Origin of the sequence: Solitalea longa (assembly GCF_002920915.1) — a bacterium.
In the GTDB taxonomy this organism is placed as follows: Bacteria; Bacteroidota; Bacteroidia; order Sphingobacteriales; family Sphingobacteriaceae; genus Solitalea; species Solitalea longa.
Genome location: NZ_PQVF01000008.1, coordinates 225,344 through 251,265, shown reverse-complemented (window position 1 = coordinate 251,265; position 25,922 = coordinate 225,344). Strand labels below are relative to the sequence as shown.

At 37.1% G+C, this 25,922-nt stretch carries 27 protein-coding genes; 20 read left to right on the top strand and 7 right to left on the bottom strand.

Going from position 1 to position 25,922, the window contains the following annotated elements; all coding sequences use genetic code 11:
- The first annotated feature begins 65 nt into the window (after positions 1–65).
- From C3K47_RS13100 to C3K47_RS19685, 8 genes are all read left to right on the top strand, one after another.
- Positions 66–1,622 (top strand): alkaline phosphatase D family protein, encoded by a 1,557-nt coding sequence (locus C3K47_RS13100; protein WP_103789590.1) that lies wholly within the window; start codon positions 66–68, stop codon positions 1,620–1,622.
- A gap of 82 nt (positions 1,623–1,704) precedes the next feature.
- The gene (locus C3K47_RS13095; protein WP_103789589.1) at positions 1,705–2,994 is read left to right on the top strand and encodes a type IX secretion system plug protein; all 1,290 of its coding nucleotides are present in this window, start codon (positions 1,705–1,707) and stop codon (positions 2,992–2,994) included.
- A 146-nt stretch (positions 2,995–3,140) separates the two neighbouring features.
- Positions 3,141–3,539, top strand: coding sequence for an HYC_CC_PP family protein (locus C3K47_RS13090; protein ID WP_103789588.1), 399 nt, complete (start codon positions 3,141–3,143; stop codon positions 3,537–3,539).
- Between the two features lie 77 nt (positions 3,540–3,616).
- Positions 3,617–5,839: a TonB-dependent receptor plug domain-containing protein gene (locus tag C3K47_RS13085; protein ID WP_103789587.1), complete on the top strand. Its 2,223-nt coding sequence runs from the start codon at positions 3,617–3,619 to the stop codon at positions 5,837–5,839.
- Positions 5,840–5,865: 26 nt separating this feature from the next.
- On the top strand, positions 5,866–6,780 hold the full coding sequence (locus C3K47_RS13080) for a heavy-metal-associated domain-containing protein (RefSeq protein WP_103789586.1): 915 nt from the start codon (positions 5,866–5,868) through the stop codon (positions 6,778–6,780).
- Between the two features lie 485 nt (positions 6,781–7,265).
- Entirely contained in the window at positions 7,266–8,477 is a 1,212-nt protein-coding gene (locus C3K47_RS13075) for a parallel beta-helix domain-containing protein (RefSeq protein ID WP_103789585.1), read from the top strand.
- Between the two features lie 32 nt (positions 8,478–8,509).
- Positions 8,510–9,412: an SO2930 family diheme c-type cytochrome gene (locus tag C3K47_RS13070; RefSeq protein ID WP_207765296.1), complete on the top strand. Its 903-nt coding sequence runs from the start codon at positions 8,510–8,512 to the stop codon at positions 9,410–9,412.
- The gene (locus tag C3K47_RS19685) at positions 9,402–9,545 is read left to right on the top strand and encodes a hypothetical protein (RefSeq protein ID WP_207765295.1); all 144 of its coding nucleotides are present in this window, start codon (positions 9,402–9,404) and stop codon (positions 9,543–9,545) included. Before C3K47_RS13070 ends, C3K47_RS19685 begins: the two co-directional genes overlap by 11 nt.
- Before the next feature lie 61 nt (positions 9,546–9,606).
- On the opposite strand, the gene ychF is transcribed toward C3K47_RS19685, so the two are convergent.
- Together ychF and budA are read right to left on the bottom strand one after the other, a co-directional pair.
- Complete coding sequence (ychF, locus tag C3K47_RS13065) at positions 9,607–10,704, bottom strand: redox-regulated ATPase YchF (RefSeq protein WP_103789584.1); 1,098 nt, start codon at positions 10,702–10,704, stop codon at positions 9,607–9,609.
- A gap of 103 nt (positions 10,705–10,807) precedes the next feature.
- Entirely contained in the window at positions 10,808–11,605 is a 798-nt protein-coding gene (gene budA, locus C3K47_RS13060; protein ID WP_207765294.1) for an acetolactate decarboxylase, read from the bottom strand.
- Positions 11,606–11,736: 131 nt separating this feature from the next.
- Here budA and C3K47_RS13055 point away from each other — a divergent pair, with 131 nt between their 5' ends.
- Both C3K47_RS13055 and C3K47_RS13050 read left to right on the top strand, forming a co-directional pair.
- Entirely contained in the window at positions 11,737–12,750 is a 1,014-nt protein-coding gene (locus C3K47_RS13055; RefSeq protein WP_103789583.1) for a N(4)-(beta-N-acetylglucosaminyl)-L-asparaginase, read from the top strand.
- 66 nt (positions 12,751–12,816) lie between these two features.
- Complete coding sequence (locus C3K47_RS13050) at positions 12,817–13,392, top strand: TetR/AcrR family transcriptional regulator (RefSeq protein ID WP_103789582.1); 576 nt, start codon at positions 12,817–12,819, stop codon at positions 13,390–13,392.
- Between the two features lie 58 nt (positions 13,393–13,450).
- On the opposite strand, the gene C3K47_RS13045 is transcribed toward C3K47_RS13050, so the two are convergent.
- Both C3K47_RS13045 and C3K47_RS13040 read right to left on the bottom strand, forming a co-directional pair.
- Positions 13,451–13,774, bottom strand: a complete 324-nt coding sequence (locus C3K47_RS13045; RefSeq protein WP_103789581.1) for a DUF3276 family protein — start codon at positions 13,772–13,774, stop codon at positions 13,451–13,453.
- A gap of 190 nt (positions 13,775–13,964) precedes the next feature.
- Entirely contained in the window at positions 13,965–15,758 is a 1,794-nt protein-coding gene (locus tag C3K47_RS13040; RefSeq protein ID WP_103789580.1) for an ABC transporter ATP-binding protein, read from the bottom strand.
- Positions 15,759–15,987: 229 nt separating this feature from the next.
- On the opposite strand from C3K47_RS13040, the gene C3K47_RS13035 reads away from it, so the two are divergent.
- From C3K47_RS13035 to C3K47_RS13000, 9 genes are all read left to right on the top strand, one after another.
- Positions 15,988–17,088 carry a Glu/Leu/Phe/Val family dehydrogenase gene (locus C3K47_RS13035; RefSeq protein ID WP_103789579.1) on the top strand — a complete coding sequence of 367 codons (1,101 nt, stop codon included), beginning with the start codon at positions 15,988–15,990 and terminating at the stop codon, positions 17,086–17,088.
- A 120-nt stretch (positions 17,089–17,208) separates the two neighbouring features.
- Positions 17,209–18,147, top strand: a complete 939-nt coding sequence (gene nusB, locus C3K47_RS13030; RefSeq protein ID WP_165784701.1) for a transcription antitermination factor NusB — start codon at positions 17,209–17,211, stop codon at positions 18,145–18,147.
- A gap of 16 nt (positions 18,148–18,163) precedes the next feature.
- Positions 18,164–18,583: a DUF1573 domain-containing protein gene (locus C3K47_RS13025; RefSeq protein ID WP_103789578.1), complete on the top strand. Its 420-nt coding sequence runs from the start codon at positions 18,164–18,166 to the stop codon at positions 18,581–18,583.
- 23 nt (positions 18,584–18,606) lie between these two features.
- Positions 18,607–18,927, top strand: coding sequence for a preprotein translocase subunit YajC (yajC, locus tag C3K47_RS13020; protein ID WP_103789577.1), 321 nt, complete (start codon positions 18,607–18,609; stop codon positions 18,925–18,927).
- 81 nt (positions 18,928–19,008) lie between these two features.
- Positions 19,009–19,968 (top strand): CdaR family protein, encoded by a 960-nt coding sequence (locus C3K47_RS13015; protein ID WP_103789576.1) that lies wholly within the window; start codon positions 19,009–19,011, stop codon positions 19,966–19,968.
- On the top strand, positions 19,968–20,564 hold the full coding sequence (gene coaE, locus C3K47_RS13010) for a dephospho-CoA kinase (protein WP_103789575.1): 597 nt from the start codon (positions 19,968–19,970) through the stop codon (positions 20,562–20,564). Before C3K47_RS13015 ends, coaE begins: the two co-directional genes overlap by 1 nt.
- Positions 20,557–21,495: an MBL fold metallo-hydrolase gene (locus tag C3K47_RS13005; protein WP_103789574.1), complete on the top strand. Its 939-nt coding sequence runs from the start codon at positions 20,557–20,559 to the stop codon at positions 21,493–21,495. Before coaE ends, C3K47_RS13005 begins: the two co-directional genes overlap by 8 nt.
- A complete protein-coding gene (locus tag C3K47_RS19570; protein WP_165784700.1) occupies positions 21,496–21,666 on the top strand; it encodes a DUF5522 domain-containing protein in 171 nt (56 codons plus the stop codon).
- Positions 21,667–21,756: 90 nt separating this feature from the next.
- Positions 21,757–22,203 (top strand): MarR family winged helix-turn-helix transcriptional regulator, encoded by a 447-nt coding sequence (locus C3K47_RS13000; protein WP_103789573.1) that lies wholly within the window; start codon positions 21,757–21,759, stop codon positions 22,201–22,203.
- 29 nt (positions 22,204–22,232) lie between these two features.
- Here C3K47_RS13000 and C3K47_RS12995 read toward each other — a convergent pair whose 3' ends face one another.
- The 3 genes from C3K47_RS12995 to C3K47_RS12985 are packed head-to-tail and all read right to left on the bottom strand — an operon-like array spanning position 22,233 to position 24,276.
- Positions 22,233–22,970 (bottom strand): ZIP family metal transporter, encoded by a 738-nt coding sequence (locus C3K47_RS12995; protein WP_103789572.1) that lies wholly within the window; start codon positions 22,968–22,970, stop codon positions 22,233–22,235.
- A complete protein-coding gene (locus tag C3K47_RS12990; RefSeq protein ID WP_103789571.1) occupies positions 22,957–23,532 on the bottom strand; it encodes a phosphatase PAP2 family protein in 576 nt (191 codons plus the stop codon). The genes C3K47_RS12995 and C3K47_RS12990 overlap by 14 nt, the downstream gene beginning before the upstream one ends.
- Positions 23,533–23,535: 3 nt before the next feature.
- Positions 23,536–24,276 (bottom strand): class I SAM-dependent methyltransferase, encoded by a 741-nt coding sequence (locus tag C3K47_RS12985; protein WP_103789570.1) that lies wholly within the window; start codon positions 24,274–24,276, stop codon positions 23,536–23,538.
- Between the two features lie 187 nt (positions 24,277–24,463).
- Here C3K47_RS12985 and glmM point away from each other — a divergent pair, with 187 nt between their 5' ends.
- Complete coding sequence (gene glmM, locus C3K47_RS12980) at positions 24,464–25,843, top strand: phosphoglucosamine mutase (RefSeq protein WP_103789569.1); 1,380 nt, start codon at positions 24,464–24,466, stop codon at positions 25,841–25,843.
- Positions 25,844–25,922 lie beyond the last annotated feature (79 nt).

Here is a 25,922-nt window from a genome sequence, read left to right as displayed (position 1 = left end):
ATAAATTTCAACTTAACATACAATAGGGAAGTTTGTATTAAAAACAGGAAGCAAACTTCTCGCTCATGAAACATTTTACTAAGTCCTTATCATTCTACATTCTCTTCGTTTTTTTATTTGCTTATAACAGCTCTTTTGCTCAAATCAGACACATTTCTTATATCGATTATCTTCGAAATCAGGGTTTTCAACTAAATGACGATTTAGCTCCATTTTACCATGGGGTTGCGTCTGGCGATCCTTTGTCAGACCGGGTTATCATTTGGACAAGGGTTACTCCAGACAGAAATGAGGCCTCCAATACCAATTGGAAGCTGGCTTTTCCGGTTAGTTGGAAAATAGCGACTGATACTGCCTTTACTCAAATTGTTAGATCAGGTGATATTGCAACCGATGTGTTAAAAGATTTTACCGTAAAAATTGATGTAACCGGTTTATTCCCAAACACTATTTATTACTATCAGTTTGAAGCCTTTGGAAAAAAATCGATGATCGGAACCACAAAAACACTGGGAGATGAAGAGTCGATGGAGCCGGTTAAGTTGGTACTTGTGGACGGTAACAATTATTCCGCAGGTTATTTTAATGCGTATCAGCGAATTAACGAATTAAAAAATGTTGATGCTGTAGTTATGGTTTCAGGCTATATAAATGAAGGAGCAACTGATGAAGCTATTCTAAACCGCAGGGAGATTCCTGCAGCTGAGCCCTCATCTCTTCAGGATTTTAGATTTAGATATGCACAATATCATCTCGACCATCAACTGATGAAAACACATGCTAAGCTGCCTTTTATTGCCATTTGGAAAAATCAAGTCGTAAATAAGGCAACCCCTCAGTCATCAAACTGGGATAATAAACAACAAGCTGCAGAGCAAGCTTTTCTTGAATGGATGCCTGTGCGAGTTAATAATGGTGAGCTTCAACGTAAAATCAGTTTCGGTAAGCTGCTTGATTTAGTGATGATGGATACCAACCCGACATTGCAAAACGGAGTTGTGGCAAGCACTGAAGCTTCAGTCGAAAAGGTTGCCCCTTTTATGGAAGCATCACATTACGATTGGTTAAGTAAGCAATTGATTAATTCAGACGCAACCTGGAAAATTTTGACCACCAACAGCTTTTTTGGTTCAGTATACAATGCAGGCCTAGATTCAGGAACGGGAACTGATGTTGATCGTTGGGATAATCACCTAAATGAAAAAAACAGAATTTTGGAAATGCTGCAAGCCTTTAACTTAAAAAATATTGTTGTGGCATCTTCTGGTTTTAAAACGGCAATGGCCAATGAAGTGGCCGAAAGTCGGTCGAGCTATAACCCGGCAGCCGGTAAGTATGCTCAGTTGGTCGAAGTGTCGTTGCCTACGGTTAGCTCACCCGGTTTAATTGATCCCTATTCCTCTTCAGGTATCCAAACGGAGATCCGTAGTCAAAATAAAACCGATAACCCACATATTAAATTGGCCAATTTTAAAGATCACGGTTTTGTGGAAATGAATATTTCGATGAAAAAAATCGATGTTAAATGGAACTTCATGAAAGATATTACAGTAGAAGATCAGTCAAAACCGAAATCAACGGTTCTGTTAAGTATTCCAAGTGGTAAGTCAATCTTAGAATAAAAAATCAATTACCTGACCCTAATGTAAACCGTTGTCGTTTGATAGCGGTTTTTTTATTAGGTTAGCTAAAATTTCTGCTGTAATGAAACTAAAGCTAGCTTTCTTTATCCTAATTTTTATTTCAGTTTATGCAAAGGCTCAAAACGAAGATCTAAAGTATCAGGATTGGGTATATAAACCTTATATAAAAACCGTTCGGTTCGATAATATTACCAGCCAGGATTCCCCGGCCCCGGTGATCCCTTTAGTAAGTTCTGAAAAGCTATTACTTCAGTTTGATGACTTAAATGCAGGTACGCAAGATTATTACTATACCATCGTACATTGCACTGCCGATTGGAAACCCAGCAACATTTCGTCAATTGATTACCTGGAGGGGTATACCGAAGACAGGATCATTGAGTACAAATATTCATTTAACACCATTCAATCGTATACGCATTATGGCCTGGTGTTTCCTTCAAGTACCATGAAGCCTATGATCCCGGGTAATTACCTGTTAAAGGTTTACCTGAATAATGACCCCAACGATTTGGTGTTAACCCGAAGATTTTATGTAAACCGCCAACAAGTAAATATTATACCCGAAGTAGTTCGTGGAACAGTAATTAAAAGCCGAAATCAAACACAAAAGGTCAACTTTACTATTCAGCATCCGGCGCTGAATGTTTCTAATCCAATGGCCGAGATCAAAACGGTAATCACCCAAAATGATCGACCGGATAACATGATCCTGGGAATGCGTCCCACCTTTATTCGCACCAATGAATTGGTGTATAACGATATGGATTTTGGCACATTTACCGGAGGAAGTGAGTTTAGGAATTTCGATACCCGAAGTTTGCGGTTTTTCTCACAGCACATCCAGGATATTCAAAAGGAAAAAGGTCGTACTGATGTTTATCTTTTTGGAGACGATAATTATAGCCAAACAGCTTATTCGACCCTGGCCGATTTAAACGGTAACTACGCTATCCGAAATCAGGATGGGGGAGGAGATGCGGAGGTTGATGCCGATTATACACGTGTGCATTTCGCTTTAGCCAAAACAGAACCTTCAACCACGGGCGACTATTACTTGTTTGGAAAACTTACAGATTATCAGATCAAAGATGATTATAAGCTTTATTTTAACGAAGTAACTCGCGCTTTGGAAACCCAGCAAATGATTAAGCAAGGTTATTATGACTATTCGTATGTGTTTGTTCCAAACGGACAAAAGGTGGGAGATGAGTGCGCCTCCGAAGGTTGCCATTATGAGACAGATAATGTGTACACCATCTATGTTTATTTTAAACCGCCCGGTAAACGTTATGATGAACTGGTAGGAGTGAGAAGGTTTAATTCAAAGATGTTTTTTATAATAAGGTAAGAATCTGCAGCTTAGAGAATAAAAATATAGTATAAGTTAGGATCTTTTTTTTATTGTTTATTTTGAAAAGAGCCTTCCTAAAACACTTATTTTCAGTAACAAAAACATTACTTTCTTATAATTGTATAATTTTTAGTTTTGGGCCGATGAAAAAAATTGTAGCCATAATAATGTGTTTATTCTTTCTCCTTAATACAATAGGAGTAGGTGTATACACGCATTATTGCGGTACTACAATGCAGGATACAAGCATTGCTGTTAAGCCTGAATGTTGCTGTAGCAAAGGTGATGATGATAAAGATAGTAGCGTCCCTGAGGATGACTGCTGTCGTAACGATGTTAAAATTGTTAAAATTGAAGACAGTTATCTTTCATTAGCACATGCTGAAACGGTAAAATTGTTTCCAGTACAGTTGTTTTTAGTTGCATTCCATTTTACGCTTGATGCACAATTAGCGCCTGAAACACTCGTTTCATTTAATTTAAAGAGTCCTCCTCTCCGAAGTTGTTCTATTCGGCATCTCACACAAGTATTTCTTATCTGATCATTTCTGTTTTAAACTTTAGGGTAAACCTTATGGACTTACCTGTATTTTATTGTTAAAACAGAATTTGATTTTTAATGAAAAGATTTTTAGCTATTCTTTTATGTTTAGTTGCGTTTGGGTTTGAGGTTTTCGCGCAACAAACAATAAGCGGCACTGTGTTCGAGCGCAACGCCAGCAAAAAGGAACTTCCCCTTGCAGGAGCAAGCATTGTTTGGATAAACTCCAATGTGGGAATCCTGTCTGATACCCATGGCAAATTTGTCCTGAAAACAACTAATATTACCGATCGCAGATTAGTGGTCTCGTGTTTGGGCTATCAACCTGATACTATAAAAGTAATCTCTAATACTCCTCTGCGCATTGTTTTAATTGAAACAGGAAAGCAGTTAAATGAAGTGGTTATTACGCAGCAGCGGGAAGCTTCAATGGTTTCTATTCAACCGCGTAAAACCGAGATCCTTACTTCGAAAGAGCTTAAAAAAGCAGCCTGCTGCAACTTAGGCGAAAGCTTTCAAACCAATACCACGGTAGATGTTACCTATCGCGATGGGGTTACCGGCAGCAAGGAATTGCAGGTGTTAGGTTTGGCTGGAGCCTATACCCAATTATTAACTGAAAATGCACCGATTATTACAGGCTTAGGTTCTACGTATGGCTTGTATGGAATTCCGGGAACACAAATTGATCAAATTCACGTGGTAAAAGGCCCCGGATCTGTGATTTTTGGCCCCGAGTCGATCAGCGGAATGATCAATGTAGAGTTGAAAGATCCGATGCGTGCCGATAAGCTTTTTGTAAATGGTTATGTTGATGGTTTTGCCCGTGCCGAATTAAATGTGGATAAAACACTTAAGGTTACGAAAGATCTTAATACTTTATTCTCGTTTCATATCGATCGTTATAAGCAAAAAATGGATCAGAACGGCGATTCATTTTTGGATAACCCGATGCTTCAAAACATCAATGTGCTGAATAAGTGGAAATATGAGTCTGGAAATGGCTTGTTTTCGCAAAACTCTATTAAGTACTTGCATGAGGATCGTCAGGGCGGACAAGTGGATTTTAACTTTGATCAACCTCATGCTGATCATTCTATGTATGGCCAGCAATTGGTTACCAACCGTCTCGAGTTTTACGGTCGTACAGGATTTGTGATGCCATCAGATAATTATAAAAGCCTTGGCTTGCAATACACCTATGTAATGCATAACATGGATGGATATTATGGTTTAAGAGAAGATGATGGCCAGCAACAAAGCTTAAACCTACGCTTGATCTACAATCAAAACCTTGGTAAATATAATTCAGTAAATTTTGGAGCCAGCTATCGTTTAGATAAGATCAAGGAGCAATTTGGTGATCTTTATCTCAACAATGATTTAAGTATGCCCGGTGTATTTGCCGAAAATACCTTTACAAGTAAAGGTAAGCGCCCGGTTTCAGTTATTGTGGGTTTGCGTGCTGATGTAGCTAACGGTGAATTGGTGTTTACTCCTCGGGGTAATGTAAAATGGGAGTTTGATAAAAATACTGATGTTCGATTTTCAGTAGGAACCGGATTCAGATCAGCGAATATTTTGGCTGAAAACTCCAACATCAAGGTAAGTAACCGGGAAATTGTAATCACAGAACCTTTAGAACTTGAAAAGGCGTTGAATTATGGTTTTAACATCAACCGAAAATTCGAACTTAATTATCGCAAGGGTAGTTTAGGATTGGATCTTTACAGAACGCAGTTTGCTAATAAAATCATTCCTGACTATGATACGGATCCAACCAAAGTGTACTTCTCAAATTTAAGTGGGCACTCCTTTGCTAACAATGTTCAGGTTGAAGCTTCTTATTATATCTTAAAACCTGTAGAGCTTAAACTTGCTTATAAATACCTTGATGTATTCCGTGAATCTGATGGCGTTCGAATAACTGAACCTTATGTGCCTCGTCATCGCGCGGTTGCTTCCTTATTTTATGAATCTTTCAATCGTAAATGGAATGCCAATGTTACTTGGCAGTGGTTTGGCAGCAAAAAGATGCCATATTTGGATGAGGCTTATCGTGGGGAGATCAGTAACTATAAGGAGCTATCAAGACCATATTCAATGGTTAATTTGCAGTTAACCCGCCATTGGAAAAATTTTGAAGTGTACTTAGGTGCTGAAAATCTATTTGACTTCCGCCAGCAAAACTACATTGTGGGAGCATCTAACCCTAATGAGGGCTTCTTTGATGCTTCTTACATTTGGGGGCCTTTGGAAGGAAGAAGAGTGTACACCGGTTTCAGATATAAAATAAATTAATTAACAAAGATTAAGAAAGATATAAAATGAAGAAGATAAAATTTATAGCATCGGTTATCATTGCCTGTTTTGTTTCTCAACTAGCTTTTGCTCAAGAAGTAAAAACCGAAAGTTTTAAAGTGTGGGGCAATTGCGGTATGTGTGAAAACAATATTGAAGGAGCTGCCAAGAAAGTTAACGGTGTAGTTTCAGCTGATTGGGACAAAAATAGTAAGCAATTGAAGGTGAGTTTTTCTGCTCCGGCCAATAAAGCTGTTATTCAAAAAGCGATTGCGGCTGTAGGTTACGATACTGAAGGTGAAAAAGCAACTACAGAAGCTTATAGTAAATTACATCAATGCTGCAAATATCCACGTGATGGCTTTCAAGAAACTTCAGTTGCTCCAGAGAAACAGGATGGCAATACCGAAAGTTTTAAAGTGTGGGGCAATTGCTCAATGTGTAAGAATAATATTGAAGGAGCAACCAAAAAAGTAAAGGGGGTTACTTCAGCAGATTGGGATGAGGAAAGTAAGCAATTGAAAGTGAGTTATGTGGCTCCTGCAAATAAAGTAGCAATTCAAAAAGCTATCGCTGCTGCAGGTTACGATACAGAAGGTGAAAAAACAACTATTGAAGCTTACAGTAATTTGCATTCTTGCTGTCAATATCCTCGTGATGTACAAGCAAGTTCAGCGACCGTTATTCCTGCTTCAAAAGGAAAAATCCAAACGGTATATTTTAAAGTAGGAGGCATGACTTGTGCTGATGGTTGCGCGAAAGGTATTGAGAAAATGTTGTACAAGCAAAAAGGAATTAAGTTTAGTGAAGTGAATTTTACAACCTCAATAGCAAAAGTAATTTATGATTCTACAAAAGTTTCTGCTGATCAAATGAAAAAGCTTATTCAGGAGTTTAGTACTCCTGATGGTAATAAGTACACTGCTGCGGTATTACAGTAGAGGGTTTGCCGAATGGCGTTTGAGTTTTCTTAACAGTCATTCAAAACCTCAATTACTCAAAAGGCCATTCTTGTAATAGAGGAATGGCTTTTTTAATATCGACTTAGTACCTGTAAATAGTAGTTTAATACCTTTGAAAGAGAATTTAGCTGTTCAATGGGAGTAATTAGTACTTCGGAAGGAGAATTTAGTGCCTCGAAGGTATTAATTAGTACTTGAGAAAGAGGATTTAGTACTTCCGAAGTATTAATTAGTACTTAAGAAAGAGAAGTTAATACTTCTGAGGTATTAAATTGTTGTCCGGAACAGGATAATAATTTATCAAGCAAGCAATTTAACATTCAAATGTAACTGAAGCTCAAATAGATGAACTGATAGTTGAAATAATGAAATACAGTGAAGAAACCGTTCTTTTATTGAAGCGATTGGAACTCACAAAACAATGGATATATTTACCCCTTAACCAATTTATTGTAGCCAACTTTATGAATAGAGTTTTACTATCCGTATGCTTTCTCGCTCTTACTATTCCTGCACTTGCTCAGAAAGATGTTCAGAAGAAACTTCAAACAAAATTTATAGAAGCTGAAAATGGCAGCGTGATTGAATTGGAAGAAGGAACCTTTCATTTTGATGCGAGCCTTTCAATTGATGGGAAGAAAAATCTGACCATTAAAGGAAAAGGAATGAATAAGACCATTTTATCATTCAAAGGACAAATTAGTGGTGCTGAAGGTATTAAAGTTACAGATGGTTCAAACATCGTTTTGCAGGATTTAACTGTTCAGGATTCTAAAGGCGATTGCATTAAAACCCAAAAAGTAGATGGAATAGTTTTCAGAAACATAAAAGTGGAGTGGACAGGTGGCCCAAATAAAGATAATGGGGGTTATGGTTTATATCCGGTGCAATGCAAAAACGTATTGATTGAGGGTTGCGAAGCGATAGCAGCATCCGACGCAGGTATTTACGTTGGTCAGTCACAAAATGTAATTGTTCGTAACTGTAAAGCGCATGAAAATGTAGCAGGTATCGAAATTGAAAATACCCTTTATGCTGATGTTTACGATAATGAAACAGTAAATAATGTTGGAGGTGTTTTAGTATTTGATTTACCGGGTTTGATGCAAAAGAAAGGCGGATTTGTTCGTGTGTTTAACAATAACATCCACGATAATAATCATGTGAATTTTGCTCCTAAAGGAAATATTGTTGCCAGGGTACCTCAAGGTACGGGTGTAATGATCTTAGCAACGAACAATGTGGAGATCTTCGATAATAAAATCATCAATAACCGCACTGTTAGTACAGCCATAAGTAGTTATTACATTTCTGAAATTCCTATCAAGGACAAAGAATATTACCCTTATCCAACCAATATTTATATTCATGATAATGTGTTCGAACGCAAACACGAGCGTACTACAATGAAAGGACGGATGGGTAAAATGTATCGTTTTAAATTGAAGTTTGGTAAAGATGTTCCGTTCATTCAATACGATGGAATTGTTGATGCTAAATTTAAAAATGAAGACGGGAGCTTAAAACCGGAACTGGGTATATGTATTCTTAATAATAAGAATCAATCCTTTGCCAATATCGATGCTGAAAACAGTTTCAAAAATATTTCCAGAGATATAAAACCTTTTGAACGTGAAGGAATAAAGCAAAAGGAAGTGGTATTGAGTATTCAATAATTTTTTAGTGGCGTTTAAAGATTTTGAGTAGTATGAGAAAAATTATTGTTATTGCTTGTTTGCTTGTGGTTGCTTGTACATTGAGTTTTAAGGTGGTTAAAACTCCTTCATTGGATAAAAAAGACAAGCTATCTGAATATGGATTTTTTAGTGGTAAAATGGCCGATCTCGCACCTGTAAATGGGGTTGTTCCTTATAGCTTAAATACCACATTGTTTTCAAACTATGCTGAAAAGCTACGTTTTGTTCGAATACCAGAAGGAACAAAAGTCACTTATACAGCAGATGGAGCATTGGAATTTCCTGTTGGAACCATTCTCATTAAGAATTTCTATTATCCCAATGATTTTCGGAATCTGAAGAAAGGTAGAAAAATTATCGAAACTCGTTTATTAGTAAGGCAAGAGAACGAATGGGTAGCCTGGCCATACATTTGGAACGAAGATCAAACTGATGCGGTTTATGATGTAGCCGGTGAAACTCGTCAGATTTCTTATGTTGATATTAATGGAAAAAAGGTGGTGACCAATTATGTCATCCCAAATAAGAATCAATGCAAGGGTTGCCATAGTAAAAATCAAAGTATGCAGCCAATTGGGCCTTCAGCAATGGAATTGAATCGCACACAACAGTATGCTTCAAAAGCTGAAAATCAATTAATGCATTGGCAAAAGATGGGGATGTTCGATAACCTGCCCGACTTAAAAGATATTCCCAAACTAGCAGTTTGGAATGATCCAAAAAAAGGAACCCTTGATGAACGCGCACGTGCTTATTTGGATATTAACTGTGGTCATTGTCATCGAAAAGAAGGTCCGGCCAATACCTCCGGATTATTTTTGAATGTAGGAGAAAATCAGCCCGCAGTTTTAGGAGTGATGAAAGCTCCAATCGCAGCAGGGAGAGGTTCGGGTAATCGGAGTTATGATAGGTAAACCCGAAGAATCTATTTTGGTTTATAGAATGGAATCAACAGACCCGGGAGTTGCTATGCCTGAATTGGGAAGAGAGCAAGTGCATAAAGAAGGTGTAGAATTGATTAAGGAATGGATCAAGAAAATGAAATAAAATTAAAAACGCCTTTTCGATCTACTCGAAAAGGCGTTTTTAGTATCGTTATAACGTAGTATTAAACATTAAAGCGGAAGTGCATAATGTCACCGTCTTCAACAATATAGGTTTTACCCTCAACACCAAGTTTACCGGCTTCTTTACAGGCGTTTTCTGAACCCAGGTTAACGTAATCATTATACTTAATGACCTCTGCACGGATAAAGCCTTTTTCGAAATCAGTGTGGATAACACCAGCTGCCTGTGGAGCGCTCATTCCTAAGGTAATTGTCCAGGCTCTTACTTCCTGAACACCCGCAGTAAAGTAAGTTGCCAGGTTTAATAAACGATAAGCAGCCTGAATCAGTTTATTAACACCTGATTCTTGCAAACCTAAATCAGCTAAGAACAATTGTTTATCCTCATAGCTTTCTAACTCGGCAATTTCTGCTTCAATTTTAGCTGAGATGATCAAAACTTCGGCATTTTCACTTTTTACCGCTTCACGCACAATATCAACATATTTGTTGCCGGTGTTTACTGCAGCCTCATCAACGTTACAAACGTACATTACCGGTTTTAAAGTTAACAAGTGAATATCTTCTAAATGTTCAAGGTCTTTTTCTTCTAATTGAGCTGCACGAGCCGATTTGCCTTCTAACAATAGGTTTCTAACCTGAGTTAAAACTTCAACGGCTTTTTTAGCGTCTTTGTCACCAGTTTTAGCTGATTTTTCAACCTTCTGCAGTTTTTTCTCAACCGACTCAAGGTCTTTTAACTGAAGTTCTGTGTCGATAATTTCTTTATCGCGGATAGGATCAACAGAGCCATCAACGTGAACTACATTAGGGTCATCAAAACAACGTAAAACGTGTAAAATGGCATTTGTATTACGAATGTTGGCCAAAAACTGGTTGCCCAATCCTTCGCCTTTACTGGCACCTTTTACCAATCCGGCAATATCAACGATCTCAACCGTGTTAGGAACTACACGTTGAGGATTAACAAGTTCAGCAAGTTTATTTAAACGTTCATCAGGAACGGTAATTACACCCACGTTTGGCTCAATGGTACAAAACGGGAAGTTTGCCGCCTGCGCCTTAGCATTTGAAAGAGAGTTAAATAAAGTAGATTTTCCTACGTTTGGTAATCCAACGATACCACATTGTAAAGCCATTTCTTGTACGGTTTTTTAAAATCAGGCGCAAAGATAAGTTTTTATTAATAAGGATGAGGAATGACTGCTAAAGAATATCAAAGCCTAACTTATCTAAAATTGATTAATGGCCTTTCTCAACTTTTTCCAATGATTCGTTTGCTGTTTTCTTAAACTCGAAATGCTGCAGTGCGGGATCGTTTTGCTCATCTAGTTGAAATCCATAAAGTCTTGCTATTTCAACTTTAAAACCGTTTCCTTCATAATCCAACACGTGCCCTCCATGTTTTTTATCATTTGATAGAAAATGAAAATGTAAGCCTGAAATGCTTACTCCGTTTAAATAAGAGGGTAAATAAAATCCAACGAGCGTACCTTCAATATTCTCGAAATTAAAGAATTGCTGCTTGTCCAAAATGGATGATAACGGTGGAAATGGCTCCTGTTTGAAAGGAGGGAATGCCCTTGTTTTAATTTTATTAAACCGACCTGTGATTTTAATGGCATACATACCGTTTTTGTTGCGCAGAAAATTCATAATGGTGGTCGATGCGTTCTTTTGACTTATCAAATCGTTGACAACAAAGCTGGTATCGGCCTTAAAAAAGGTAACGAATGAAAGTGAAGTGGTAGATGAATTATAGGCTTTAACGGTTTCTCCATTAGCTTTTGTCTGATATACTTTTCCATCTAAAATGATCAGCTCTCCATCAAGTAGATCAGGCGCTCCAAGTCCAAAATTACCGTGCTGCTTTAAGTCTTTTAGCAGTAGAGTTCCCTTGTATAGTCCGCCAATAAACGCATCAGCAACGCCATATTGATAAAATTTGTTAAAATGCGTTGAGTGGTTGGTAGTTTGTTGAGCAAAACTGCTAAAGGCGCTTATCAACGCGCAACTAAGTAGAAATAGTTTAAGTTTCAAAGGATGTTTGTTTTATATGATTCAATATTAGCAATATTGAATGAATCGATCGGAAATAAAATTATTTTAGAAAGATTGCCCAATTGAAAAATGGACTTTATTTTTATTGGAATCAATAAAAACCTTTAAACATGATCAACAGAAGAAAATTTGTTAAAGCTGCAGGGTTAGCTGCCGTTTCCTCGGGTTACGTTTTTGAGGCTTTAGCTTCAACAAAAAACACAGTTGAGGCAAAGAAGCCGGTCGTTATTTCCACCTGGAACTTTGGAAAGGAAGCCAATGCTGCTGCCTGGAATGTGCTAAAGGATGGAGGACGAGCTCTGGATGCTGTAGAAAAAGGTGTTCATGTTCCGGAGGCTGATCCCACTAATCAAACTGTTGGTTATGGTGGTTTCCCTGATCGTGATGGAAGAGTAACACTTGATGCCTGTATAATGGATGAGCATGGAAATGCAGGATCAGTAGCAGCTTTAGAGCATATTATTCATCCCATTTCTGTGGCCCGTTTGGTAATGGAAAAAACTCCGCATGTAATGCTGGTAGGAGAGGGAGCTTTGCAGTTTGCACTTCAAAATGGGTTTAAGAAAGAAAACTTACTGACTCCTGCTTCAGAAAAAGCCTGGAAGGAATGGCTGAAGACCTCAAAGTATGAACCTGTTGTAAATATTGAGAATAAAGCCGCTGCACCTAAAAAGTTACCTGGTGGAAAAGACAACCATGATACAATTGGAATGATTGCTCTGGATACAAACGGTAATTTGTCGGGTGCCTGTACTACCAGTGGGATGGCTTTTAAAATGCATGGGAGAGTTGGAGATTCTCCAATTATCGGGGCCGGAATGTTTGTTGATAACGAAATTGGAGGTGCCGCTGCAACAGGAGTAGGTGAAGAAGTAATAAAGATTGTGGGTTCATTTTTAGTAGTTGAGCTGATGCGACAAGGCAGATCGCCTCAACAGGCCTGTCAGGAAGCTGTGGAACGCATTGCCAAACGCGACCCTAAAAAGGCAAAAGAGGTACAGATCGGCTTTATTGCGCTGAATAAACAAGGGGAATATGGTGCTTTTTGCCTGCAACCGGGTTTTACTTATGCCGTAAAATCAGCGGATGAAGAACTTGTTATAAACGGAAAGAGTTTGTTTTAATTATATTCTGAACGGTGGTTCATTTTTGATGAAAACTATTATCTTTATTAGAACCAATCCTTATTTATGAAACAACAAGTTGCTGATAAGCGTCAATCAATCTTAAATTCTTCTTTAGAAATAATTACTGAGCATGGTTTTCATGGTTCATCAATGAAAATCATTGCCGAAAAGGCAGGAGTAGCTTCCGGAACCGTTTACCTTTATTTTAAAAGTAAAGATGAACTGATCAATGAACTGTTTCTGGAAATTAGAAGAAGAATTAACGATGTAGTGCAAAATTCTTTTGATGAAGAGGAAGAATACAAAAAGAACTTTGCCAATGTATGGCATAGTTTATATGATTTTTACCTGAATAATTTACAGGTATTCAGGTTTATAGAGCAATATTCGAGTTCTCCCTTTATTGTTGAAACCACCAAAAGAAAAGGAGAGAAGATATTGGCTCCTGTTTATGAAATCTTAGGAATGGGTATTGACCAGGGGTATTTAAAACCAATGCACTCAACCGCTCTATTATCATTGGTATACGGACCTATTGTTGCCCTTGTTCGTTTTCATCAAACTAATGAAATTAACCTTAATGAAGACGTGCTAATAGACGAAATAATAGAGTCGTGCTGGCTAGGTGTTAAAAAGTGAAAACAAAAAAAATGCATGAACTCAAATTCATGCATTTTTTATTTAAACTATCTTTGGTTTAGAATGAAAAATCGTCGTCAATTTTGTCATGCACACCGTTGCTTTCAAAAGCTTCGTAGCGTTTCTCAACAACTTCCTGGTTAGATTTGATATAATCCACCACTTCGTTCAGCCCTTCTGCGAATTTTTCGAAGTCTTCTTTGTAAAGGAAAATTTTATGTTTAACAAACACTCCGTCTTCCATACGTTTTTTACTCTCAGTAACGGTAATGTAATAATCTCCAGCACGAGTCGATTTAACATCGAAAAAATAAGTACGTTTTCCTGCTCTTACTTTTTTAGAGAATACTTCTTCGCGTTCTTTGTTATCAAAATCTCCCATTGTTAGTGTCAATAAGTTTAGCTTGGCGTAAATATAAAGTAATAATTTTCAAAATTCCAAATATAAATAGCCCGTATTTAACTATCTTTTTTCTTGCAATTTAATCATCTATAACATAAAAGAAAAGAGTTTGTAATTAAAAGACCAGTAAATATTATAAGGAAAAAATATCTTTTGTCAAAATTTACCGTTAATTGTCTAAAACTTCTTCTTCTTCCAGCAATTGTTTTTCATAAAGTTCAAAATATTCGCCTTTTTGGGCTATCAAAGTTTCATGATTTCCACTTTCGATGATCATTCCTTCGTCAATCACAAATATTTTATCAGCATTTTTTATAGAAGACACCCTATGGCTGATTATAATACTTGTTTTATTATGCATTACCTGGCCTAAGTTTGAAAGAATCTCTTCTTCGGTTTTAGTATCTACTGCCGAAAGGCAATCGTCGAATACCATAATTTGAGGTTCTTTAATGATGGCACGGGCAATTGAAACCCGTTGTTTTTGTCCACCTGAGAGTGTGATACCCCTTTCTCCAATAGTGGTTTCAAATCCATCCGGAAAAGCCTGGATATTATTGTAAACTGCGGCCTTTCGGGCAGCTTCATAAACTTGTTCCTTGTCAACCTTATTTAAACCGAAAGCAATATTGTTGGTAATGGTATCTGAGAACAAGAAAACTTCCTGCGGAACAAAACCCATATTTTCGCGCAAATTATTCAGGTCATAGGCCTTAATATTTTTGTTGTCGATAAGAATTTCACCGGAATTAACATCATACATGCGGGCAATAAGATTGGCAATGGTTGATTTTCCAGAGCCGGTTCGGCCAATAAAGGCAATAAATTCTCCTGCCTTGGCATTAAAACTCACGTTTTTTAAGGCTTGAATTCCCGTATCGGGATAGGTAAAGCTTACATTTCTGAATTCGAGATCACCTTTAATTTCGCTAGCGTTTTCGGTTGATGAAGTAATTTCAGGCTTTGTATTGAGAAACTCATTTATCCGTTTTTGAGATGCCGCTGCACGTTGAATAAGTGAGGTAACCCAGCCTAATGACATCATAGGGAAAGTTAGCTGATTTATGTAAACGATAAACTCGGCTATATTACCCGGAGTGATATTTCCATTTTTAACCTCAATGCCCCCAATGTAAACGGTTAACACTACACTCATCCCAACTAATAACAATACAGTTGGGTAGAAAAATGCCTGGACTCGGGCAAGGCTCATCGAACGTTTTTTATAGGCTTCGCTTTGGGCCTCAAAATCCTCCCTGATTTTTTCCTCTCGTACATAGGCTTTTAACACGCGGACACCTGAAAAGGTCTCTTGTGTAAAGCTCGAAAGATTTGACAACTGCTCCTGAATATGCTCACTTTTATGGTGAATAATTGAGTTTACATAGTAAATAACAACGGCCATTACAGGTAAGGGCAGTAGTGAAAATAAGGTCAATTTAAGATTAATATTTGCCATGGTAACAATCACCAGTAAGAAAAGCACTAAGGTGTTGATGGTATACATGATGGCAGGCCCCAGGTACATTCGTACTCTACTAACGTCTTCGGTGATCCTGTTCATTAAGTCACCGGTGTTGTTTCGGCGGTAAAACGAAAGAGAAAGCTGCTGGTAATGATTGTAAATTTCATTTTTTAAGTCATACTCAATAAGGCGAGATACCACAATAATGGTTTGACGCATAAAGAATAGAAAAACACCCCGTAATATGGCCGTTAATAATACAGAAAGACCGAAAATGAGCATTGTTTTGCCAAAAATGCTGTAAATGGTGTCCTGACTGTTAAATCCCGAAAAAAGCTTATAAAGTGTTATGTTTTCATTTACAAGGTCAAATGCCCGTCTGATGATTTTTGCCGGAATTACACCGAAATAATTGGAGATAATGACGAACACAATTCCAAGAATCAAACGGTATCGGTATTTGAAAAGATATTTATTTAGATACTTTAATTCACCCATTTTTATAATTCTTCAAAGCAAAAATATCGATTTCTTAAGTCTCCTTGAGTAACGATTTTACTGTTCTTTTAATTTATCTTTTATCTTGATTTTATATCCCAATAACTAAAAGTGAAAATTCCTTATAAATTATTAATGTTTTGGTGCGGCTTTTGTTTAAAAAGCGTGAAATTTATTTAGATTTAATATTAATGGCACTGATTGCCAACCAACTAAAAACCTCGCCCTCATGTTCGAAACCAAAGAAATTAACTCTGTTGATGCAAATTCTGTATTTGATAAAATGGCTGAACAATCGCACAAAAACGTTGTGTTTTGTTCTGATAAGGCAACAGGATTAAAAGCGATTATTGCAATTCATGATACAACTTTAGGTCCGGCAATAGGAGGAACTCGGATGTGGCATTATCGAAATGAGGCAGATGCCCTTGACGATGTTTTGCGATTGTCTCGTGGAATGACCTATAAATCGGCAATTACCGGGCTGAATTTTGGTGGTGGTAAAGCGGTTATTATTGGTGATTCAAATCGAGATAAATCAGAGGCCTTAATTCGTCGTTTCGCTCGTTTTATCAATAATTTAAATGGAGAGTTCATTACCTCACAAGATGTTGGTACAAACGCTCGCGACATGGAGTACATTCGGATGGAAACTCCGCATGTGGTGGGACTTTCAGAGTCAACTGGAGGAACAGGGCATACTGGTCCCGTTTCGGCGTACGGCGTATACATGGGTATGAAAGCCAGTGCAAAGGAGCAATGGGGAAATGATAGTCTTTCTGGAAAATCGGTTGCTGTTCAGGGAATTGGAAACGTAGGAGAATATTTGGTTAAATACCTTAGAGACGAAGGTTCACGCGTGTACATAAGTGATTTGGATGAAGAGCGGTTAACTTATGTTGCACGCAAACACGACGCGATCATTGTTCCGAATAATCAGATCTATGACTTGGATGTAGATATTTATGCGCCTTGTGCACTAGGTGCCACGGTGAACTCCGATACCATTAAACGCCTTAAATGCTCAATAATAGCTGGTTCAGCAAATAATCAATTGCAGGATGAAGAATTACACGGGCAAATGCTCTTGGAAATGGGGATTCTTTATGCTCCTGATTTTTTAATTAACGCCGGGGGCTTGATCAGTGTACACTCAGAAATTTCAGGTATTGGTAAAAAGAGAACCATGCAATTAGCCGAGAGTATTTACGGAGTAACCCTTGATATTTTCCGAAAATCAAAAAAAGAGCAGATTACTCCATATAATGCAGCCTTAAAAATTGCTGATAAGCGTATAGCCGATATTCGTCAGTTAAAGGCAAATAGCTAAATGATTTAAGAAGTAAGAAGTAAGAAGATAACGCTTGTAAGCTAAAATTTTAAAGGGGTACTTCTGAAATCTAACTTTTAAGTTGTACCTTTGCGGCCTTATTTTTAATTGTTCTTTTAGATGCTTAACAGAAGGCACTTGCGCATTAAAGCATTACAAACATTGTATGCTTTTTACCAGGCAGAAACCAAAGACATTCAGGGTTTCGAGAAGAGTTTGTTACAAAGTGTGGCTAAAGTAAATGAAGCCTACCTAACTGTGTTAAACCTTACTATTGAAGTTGCCCAATACTCAATAGTTGATGCTCAGGAACGAGCTTCAAAATATATTCCAACAGAAGAAGACCTTAATGCAAGTACTCGTATAGCTGAGAATAAGCTAATTAAGCTCCTTCAAACATTTCCATCTTATACCGAAGAGGTTAAAAAATTGAAAATCGACTTTTCGAATGATCAGGAGGTTATCAGAACGCTGTTTAAAGATTTTTGCGCTACGCCTGAATACAAAGCTTATTGCACAGAAGCTGAGCATACCATGAGTGTGGATCGAGAGATTTTGATATTTTTTGTCAAAAAGCTATTGCCTCAATCGGTATTGTTCGAGCAAATGATGGAAGATCGTTTTATTAACTGGCCAATTGATAAAGAATCAGTTATTAGCATGATGGTTAAAACGCTGAAAGAATTTGGCGATACTAAGCAAAAGCTGGCTCCTATTTCGGCAAACTGGTTGGATGACAGAGAGTTTATGATGGATCTGTTCAAACTAACCATTCGTAATAATGGCGAATATCAGGATTATATTTCCTCAAAAACACAAAACTGGGATCCGGAGCGAATTGCTTACATGGATACTATTTTGATGAAAATGGCGATTTGCGAATTGCTGAACTTTAACGAAATTCCGGTTAAAGTTACAATTAACGAATACATTGATCTATCAAAAGAATTCAGTACCCCTAAAAGTAAAGTATTTATTAATGGGATTCTTGATAAGATTCTGATAGATTTGAAGGCTGAAAAGAAGATTAGAAAAGTGGGGAGAGGATTAGTAGAATAATCACCATTTATCCAATATGAAAAAAACAATATTAATTTTAGCCCTTGCTGCCTCTGCTGTAGCATGTAACAAAGGAAATAAGAATCAGGCTTCATCAAATAATACCGCGGTAGCCGATACCAGCCAGTTAACCACAATTAAATTTGTAGAAGACAAATTTGATTTTGGTAAAATCGCAGCGGGAGAGGTTGTTGAACATACCTTTAAATTTGTGAATACCGGCAAATTTCCTTTGATTATAAAAAGTGCTACTGCAAGCTGCGGATGCACTGTGCCAAGTAAACCAGATGAACCTATTGCTCCGGGTGCTACTGGCGAGATTGATGTGAAATTCAACAGCGAAGGTAAAACAGGATTACAGGATAAACATGTAACCATTATAGCCAATACAAATCCAACGGCTACAATGTTGGAATTGATAGGAGAAGTACAATAAGTTTTTAAACCGATAAATTTAAAATGATAGCTAGCGTTTTATTACAAGCAGGAGGTGGCAATATGAATTCATCAATAATTATGATGGTACTTATTGCCGTAGTATTTTACTTTTTCATGATCCGCCCTCAAACCAAAAAAATGAAGGATCAGAAAAAATTTATTGAAGAGTTGAAAAAAGGAGATAAAGTGGTGACCATTGGCGGTGTTCATGGTAAAATTTCTGAGGTTGGAACCGATTATTTTATCGTTGAGATCGATCATAATGTTCGTATTAAGATCCAAAAGTCAGGTATCTCTTTAGACAATTCTAAAGCTGTAAACACTCCTGAAAAAGAAGCATAATTACAGATCATATTTTTTTTTAAGCCATCTCTTTATCTAGGGGATGGCTTTTTCAATTATATTGCAAGTAAAACCGCTTAAATGACGAATAAAGAAAGATCATTATTTGACTTAAATAAAAGAGAACGTCGGAAGCTCGGCCTGTTCTTTATTTGCCTTTTTTTTGCAATATGTTTCTGGCTCATCTCATCTCTGTCAAATAAGTATTTCTTTAAGGTTAATACGCAGCTTCTTTTAACTAATATTCCTGCCGACAGGACCTTAAACGTTAAAACGGTTGAAGAGGTTGTGCTCAATGTTGAAGGAACGGGATGGCAATTGTTGTTTTCGAGGATAAACTTGCTTAACAGGCCATTAAAAATTGATATTTCCAAAATCGCTGATAGTAATATTCTGCTTTATAAGCATCTTGAGGCTTTAAACAGGCAATTGCCTAAGGGTATCAAAATAAAAAGTATTAAACCCGAAATTATTAATCTTGATTTCTCAAGCCGGATTGTTAAAAAGATTCCGTTGGAGTTGCTTGCAGATATAACTTTCAAAAAGCAATACTTTTACTCATCAGATCTTATCCTAAATCCGGACAGCGTTACCATAAGTGGTCCTATTGATGAGGTTGCAAAAGTTAAAGGCTGGGTTACTCGTAAAATTGTTCTTCATGATTTAGCCGATAGTGTTAAAATGTATATCAGGCTCGATGGAAATCAAACAAATAATATTACCATAAAACCGAGCTTGGTGATGTTAAGCATTCCGGTTGAAAAATATACTGAAGGCTCTATAATGGTTAAGTTACATCTAGCTAATAATGATCGCAATTATGATGTAAATTTGTTGCCAGGCAAAATAAATATCAGGTACCTATGCCCGGTGAATAAATATCCCTTGGTTGATGAAGATATGTTTTATGCCCAGGTTGATTTAAACCAGTGGAAAACCATGGGGCGAAACCGTTTGGATGTTAAACTTTTGCGTTCACCTGATTTTATTCGCGTGATCAATATAAATCCTCATATTATTGACTTTTTAGTAGCTAAGTAATGTTTAATGTTGGAATAACCGGTGGAATTGGTAGTGGTAAAAGCACCGTTGTCAAAATATTTGAACAATTAGGTATACCGGTTTTTATTGCTGATACTGAAGCTAAACGCATAATGGTGGAAGACGAGACTCTTGTAAATGGAATTAAGCAACATTTTGGAGAATCGGTTTACTTTGAAGATGGAAGCTTGAATCGCAAATTATTGGCCGAAATGGTATTCAATAATGCGGAGAAACTTGCCCTACTTAATTCAATGGTGCATCCTGCCGTGTTTAGAGCTTTTGACAAATGGAGCAAACAATACCAGTATAAACCCTATTTATTAAAAGAAGCAGCCTTACTGTTTGAAAGTGGCAGCTACAAGCAAAACGACATTAATATTTTGGTAACGGCACCCGAAGAATTGCGGATCAAGCGTGTAATGACGCGTGATGGAAGTTCTGAAAATGAGGTTAAAAGCAGGATAAAAAATCAGCTTAATGAAGAGGAAAAAGTAAAGCTTGCTGACTTTATAATTTTAAATGATGAATCTAAAGCCATTATACCCCAGGTTTTGCATTTGCATCAACAGTTTTTGAATAGAGTAAATGGTTGAAGAATATTTTAAACTAACAGAAATAGGGTTGTATTGCCCACGCTATAATTTTTATCTCGATCCACAAAAGTCAGTTAAAAATGCCGTAATATCTCATGCTCACGGCGACCATGCTGTGGCCGGATCAGAAAATGTTTATTGCACCGAATCTACCCGGTCGGTAATGGAACTTCGGTTTAAGAAAAATGCAGGTAAAAACTTTCAGGTCAGAGATTATCATCAGTCATTTATGATTGATGATGCACGCATCACTTTCTATAGTGCAGGCCATATCTTAGGTTCTGCACAGATTTTGGTTGAAATTGATGGCAAACGAATTCTTTATACAGGCGATTTTAAATTAGATGCTGATCCAACAAATGAGCCTTTTGAGTTTGTAAAAGCAGATATATTGATCACTGAAACAACGTTTGCATCGTCAGAAACGGCTCATCCCAATGCCGAAAGTGAAATTGTAAAGCTTAATAAATTCAATAACAATATAATTTTCGGTGCCTATGCTTTAGGCAAGGCCCAGCGCATAACGCAGTTAATAAATGAGCATTGCAGTAACTTAAATGTGCTTGTACATTATTCTATTGCTCCAATACATCGTATTTATGAACAGTACGGCATTGATTTAGGGAAATGGCAGCTATATGATCGCAAAACAATGAAACATTCATCAAACAGTGTTTATATTGTTCCCCCATTAACTTTCTCAAGTTATAAGCATAGTCGTGATGTTTATAAGGTCTTTGCATCCGGTTGGGGGAATTTGCAGGAGTACTGTGATGAAAAACTTTTTATTAGCGATCACGCAGATTGGAACCAAATACTTACTTTGATTGAACGGTCGGAAGCTAAGGAGATTTGGACCCTCCATGGAAACGGCCATGAGTTGAAACAACATTTGAAAGATTCTCATGCCGTAAAAATTTTAAATGAATAAATGTTAAAGGTTGGCGAAGATTATATTATCAATGAACAAGGGCTAATGGTTTTTACCAGGCAGTATCACCTTAATAGAGGGTATTGCTGTAAAAATCAATGCTTGAATTGCCCATGGGATTATAAAAAGAAGCTGAAAGAAGGTTATCAAAACGATAATCAAAGTAAATAATTTTAACAATTTCTTAATAATACACCCCAAGCAATAACAATTAATGTTATTGCTCTATATATTTGTATGTCAATGTCTAGCTAACAAATTATGCAAATCGAAAAGGAAATAGTTCAGGATAGGTTTGAAAACAACTATCAAAAATCAATTGTAAATATTGTTTTTACACAAAGTTGGGTGATGTCAAACATGCGTCAGATTCTGGAACCGTATGATATTACTCCACAGCAATTTAATGTTTTAAGGATTTTACGGGGGCAGTTTCCCAGGCCTGCAACACTTAATTTAGTAAAAGAGCGGATAATAGATAAAATGTCGGATGTATCACGCATTGTCGATCGCTTAGTAAAGAAAGATTTGATCGAACGTAAAACCTGTAAAAGTGATAGGAGAGCAGTTGACCTTTTGATTACTACCAAAGGTTTGGATCTCTTAAATATTATCACCACCGAAAAAATCCAGGAATTTGTTAATGAAAATCTTACGGAAGAAGAATTACAAACCTTGAACTTCCTATTAGACAAATTCAGAGGTTAGGCTTTTTCAGTCTTCAGTTAGGCTCCTTATTAATGGCTATGCGCTCCTTGCTGGCTAAAAAATAATGAAATGGCAATTCCGGCCCCAAGAAAGATTGCAATGGTTTTATAGAAATTGAATTTGTGATCTTCGCTTGCCTCAAATAAAATGGTAGTTGAAATATGGAGGAATATACCTATCACTACTGCCATGATATAATCGAAATACTGCGATAATACTCCTGATGTAGCAGGTCCAAGATTTTGGCTAAGAATAAAGCCCATAGGCGACATAATAGCGAACAAAACCAGCATTACAATGGTTTTTTGCTTGCTTACATGGCTCTGCAATAAAATGCTGCCTAATGCAAACGCTGCCGGAATATGATGAATGGCAATACCAAACAATAATTCATTCTGAGCCGCTGAGCTGGCCAATGGTAAGGCTTCAAGGAAAGCATGTAAACACAAGCTGATCATTAAACCGTATGGAAAGGCAGGGCCATGATGATGCTGATGCACATGAATATGGCCATGTTCCACTCCTTCAGAGAATTGTTCCAAAATGATCTGAAATGCAAATCCAACCAACACAAAAACGCCAACCAAAGGATTATGCGATTCGTATACTTCGGGCATTAAGTGTAATGCACATATGGCAAACAGATAAGCTCCACTGAACGACAAGATAAGTTTCAGTCGTCTGTTACTACCTTTTTGAACAAAAAAAACAGACAAGCCGCCGATAAATGCGCTTGAAAATAATATTAAGCTCTTAATTAATTCCATCAATTGGTACTAATGATTTTCGAAGTTTAGAAACACCATATCCCACACTAGCGCCAAAAATACCACCGCAAGTAACATCGAATGGGTAGTGAACACCTACATACACTTGTGCAAAACACACTAATGCAGCCCAAAGAAGTGCTGCTGGCAATACCCATTTCCAACGCTGATAAAAAGTGCTGATAAGAAAAACAGCAATAGCGAAATGATTAGATGCATGTGATGACACAAAACTAAATCCTCCGCCACAACGAGATAACCGCAATTTAACCAGGCCAAATAAAGCCGGGTCATTGCATGGACGTAATCGCTGAAAATATTCTTTAATGATGCTGGCGCTTACAAAATCAGCGATGGCAAAAGTCAGTAACAAGAAAGCAATAAGCCAAAGTCCTTTATTCTTGTATTCCTTAATGAAGAAAATGATCAGGAATAAATATAATGGAGCCCAGAATGCAGGAAGGCGCATTAATGGCATTAACCAGTCGAAGAAGGAGTTTGATAAATCGCTGTTAACAAAAAAGAACGCTTTTTGGTCAATTGAATTTAATTGTTCTAGCATTTGTTATTTTTTTCTGCACACAAATAGTAATCGGTCAGATGTTTCGGGTTTAAATGGCCCAAGGTTATAATCGCCAAAAGCAGTTTCTATTTCAAATCCTGCCTTTTCAAAATACCTTTTGAAATCATCGGGCATCAGTGCTTTTACTTCTTCTTTAAAAGCAAAATGACGTCCCTTGTCTTCAAAATCAATCTTTTTTATAATTGCTCCATTTTCAATTTTACGTTGAATGTGGAATTCGATATTTTCAATATGCTGAACCTCGCGTTGCACCAAATTGTTTTTGAGTTTTTCGGCATTCATAAAGTCCAATACCAACACACCACCTTTTTTTAATGAGCGGGCAAACATATTCACTGCATGCTGATGGTCCCTGTCTTTTTCGAAAAATCCAAAACTGGTAAACAGGTTAAAAACAATATCGAAATAGTTGATAAAAAACAGATTCCGCATATCGTGTACATAAAAGTGCAGTTTCGCATTCTCATGAATATTAGCAAGTCTTATGTTTTCTTCCGACAAGTCGATTCCCGTCACTTCATATCCCTTTTTATTCAGGTAAATGGCATGACGACCTTTCCCACAGCCAACATCCAGCATCCGCTCACTCGAGGAAGGCGTCAGATATTCGCAGAGATTGTCCATTAAATGCTCCGCTTCGCGCTCATCGCGTTTATTGTAAAGTATATGATAATAAGGTGAATTGAACCAATTCTGGTACCACTTCTGTTGTTTATCAGGCATAGCAGCAAATATATAAAACCAATATGAGCAATTTTAAAGCAATCAAGAATAATTCAAAATCGTAAAATAGAACTACTGATTATCTTCATTCGAAAGTCGATTTACCTCTATTAAATCTTTTACAAACCTGAAATTGCCTATTCTGATTTAATATTCTAATTTTGTTGGCAATAAATCAAAAGAAATCTTGACACTTATAAAATCTATTTCAGGCATTAGGGGCACAATTGGTGGTGCTCCAGGCAGCGCTCTTACTCCTTTAGATGTAGTGAAATTTACTTCGGCTTTTGGTCAATGGGTAATTAATAAAACAGGAAATAAAAAAATAGTTATTGGCCGCGACGCTCGTATTTCTGGCGAAATGGTTAGAAACTTAGTGGTTGGAACATTACAAGGCTTAGGCATTGATGTTATTGACCTCGATCTTTCAACTACTCCAACTGTTGAAATTGCTGTTCCTTTAGAAAATGCTGGTGGAGGTATTATTCTTACTGCAAGTCATAACCCTAAGCAATGGAATGCATTAAAATTGTTAAATGGTAAAGGTGAATTCATTTCTTCAGCCGATGGACAGGAAGTATTGGATATAGCAGAAAAATCAGCCTTTACTTATGCTGATGTTGATGAATTAGGTTCGTATAAATTAGATCATTCTTATGTCGAAAAGCATATTGAAATGATTTTAGCATTGCCATTAGTTGATGTTGATGCGATTAAAAATGCCAATTTCAGCGTTGTGGTTGATGCAGTAAACTCAACCGGAGGCATATTTGTTCCTAAATTATTAAAAGCCCTGGGCGTTGAAGTTATTCATGAACTTTACTGTTCGCCTGATGGCAAATTCCCTCATAATCCCGAGCCTTTAGCAGAGCATTTAACGGAACTTTCGAAAACAGTAACCGATAAAAAAGCTCATTTGGGTATTTCTGTTGACCCTGATGTTGATCGTTTGGTATTCATGTGCGAAGATGGAAATCTATTTGGAGAAGAATACACATTGGTGGCGGTGGCTGATTATGTTTTGAAACATAATAAAGGCAATACGGTTTCTAATCTTTCTTCAACACGTGCTTTACAGGATGTGACGGAAAGTCATGGAGGAAAATATAGTGCTGCTGCAGTAGGAGAGGTGAATGTGGTGGAAATGATGAAAGCTACAAATGCGGTTATAGGAGGAGAAGGTAATGGCGGTATTATCTATCCTGAATTGCATTATGGTCGCGATGCGTTGGTGGGAATTGCACTATTTTTAACGCATTTGGCGAAATTTGGCAAGAGCATTTCAGTATTGAAAAACGGTTATCCAGCTTATCATATTTCAAAAAATAAGATTACTCTGACTGCTGAAATGGATATTGATTCATTAATGCAGAAAATTCAGGATAAGTATAAACAACAACCGATAAATACCATTGACGGAGTTCGTATAGAATTTGATAAACAATGGGTACATTTGCGTCGGTCAAATACGGAACCAATCATTCGTATTTACTCCGAAGGAAATTCAGAAACTGTTGCGGATGCTTTAGCAAACAAGATTATTTCTGATTTCAAGGAAATGATTTAATTTAAGTAGGAAGGACACCGAAAGAAGTACAAAGGTCACTGGGAAATATTTTGTATTTTGTCATTCTAACTTCAATTTT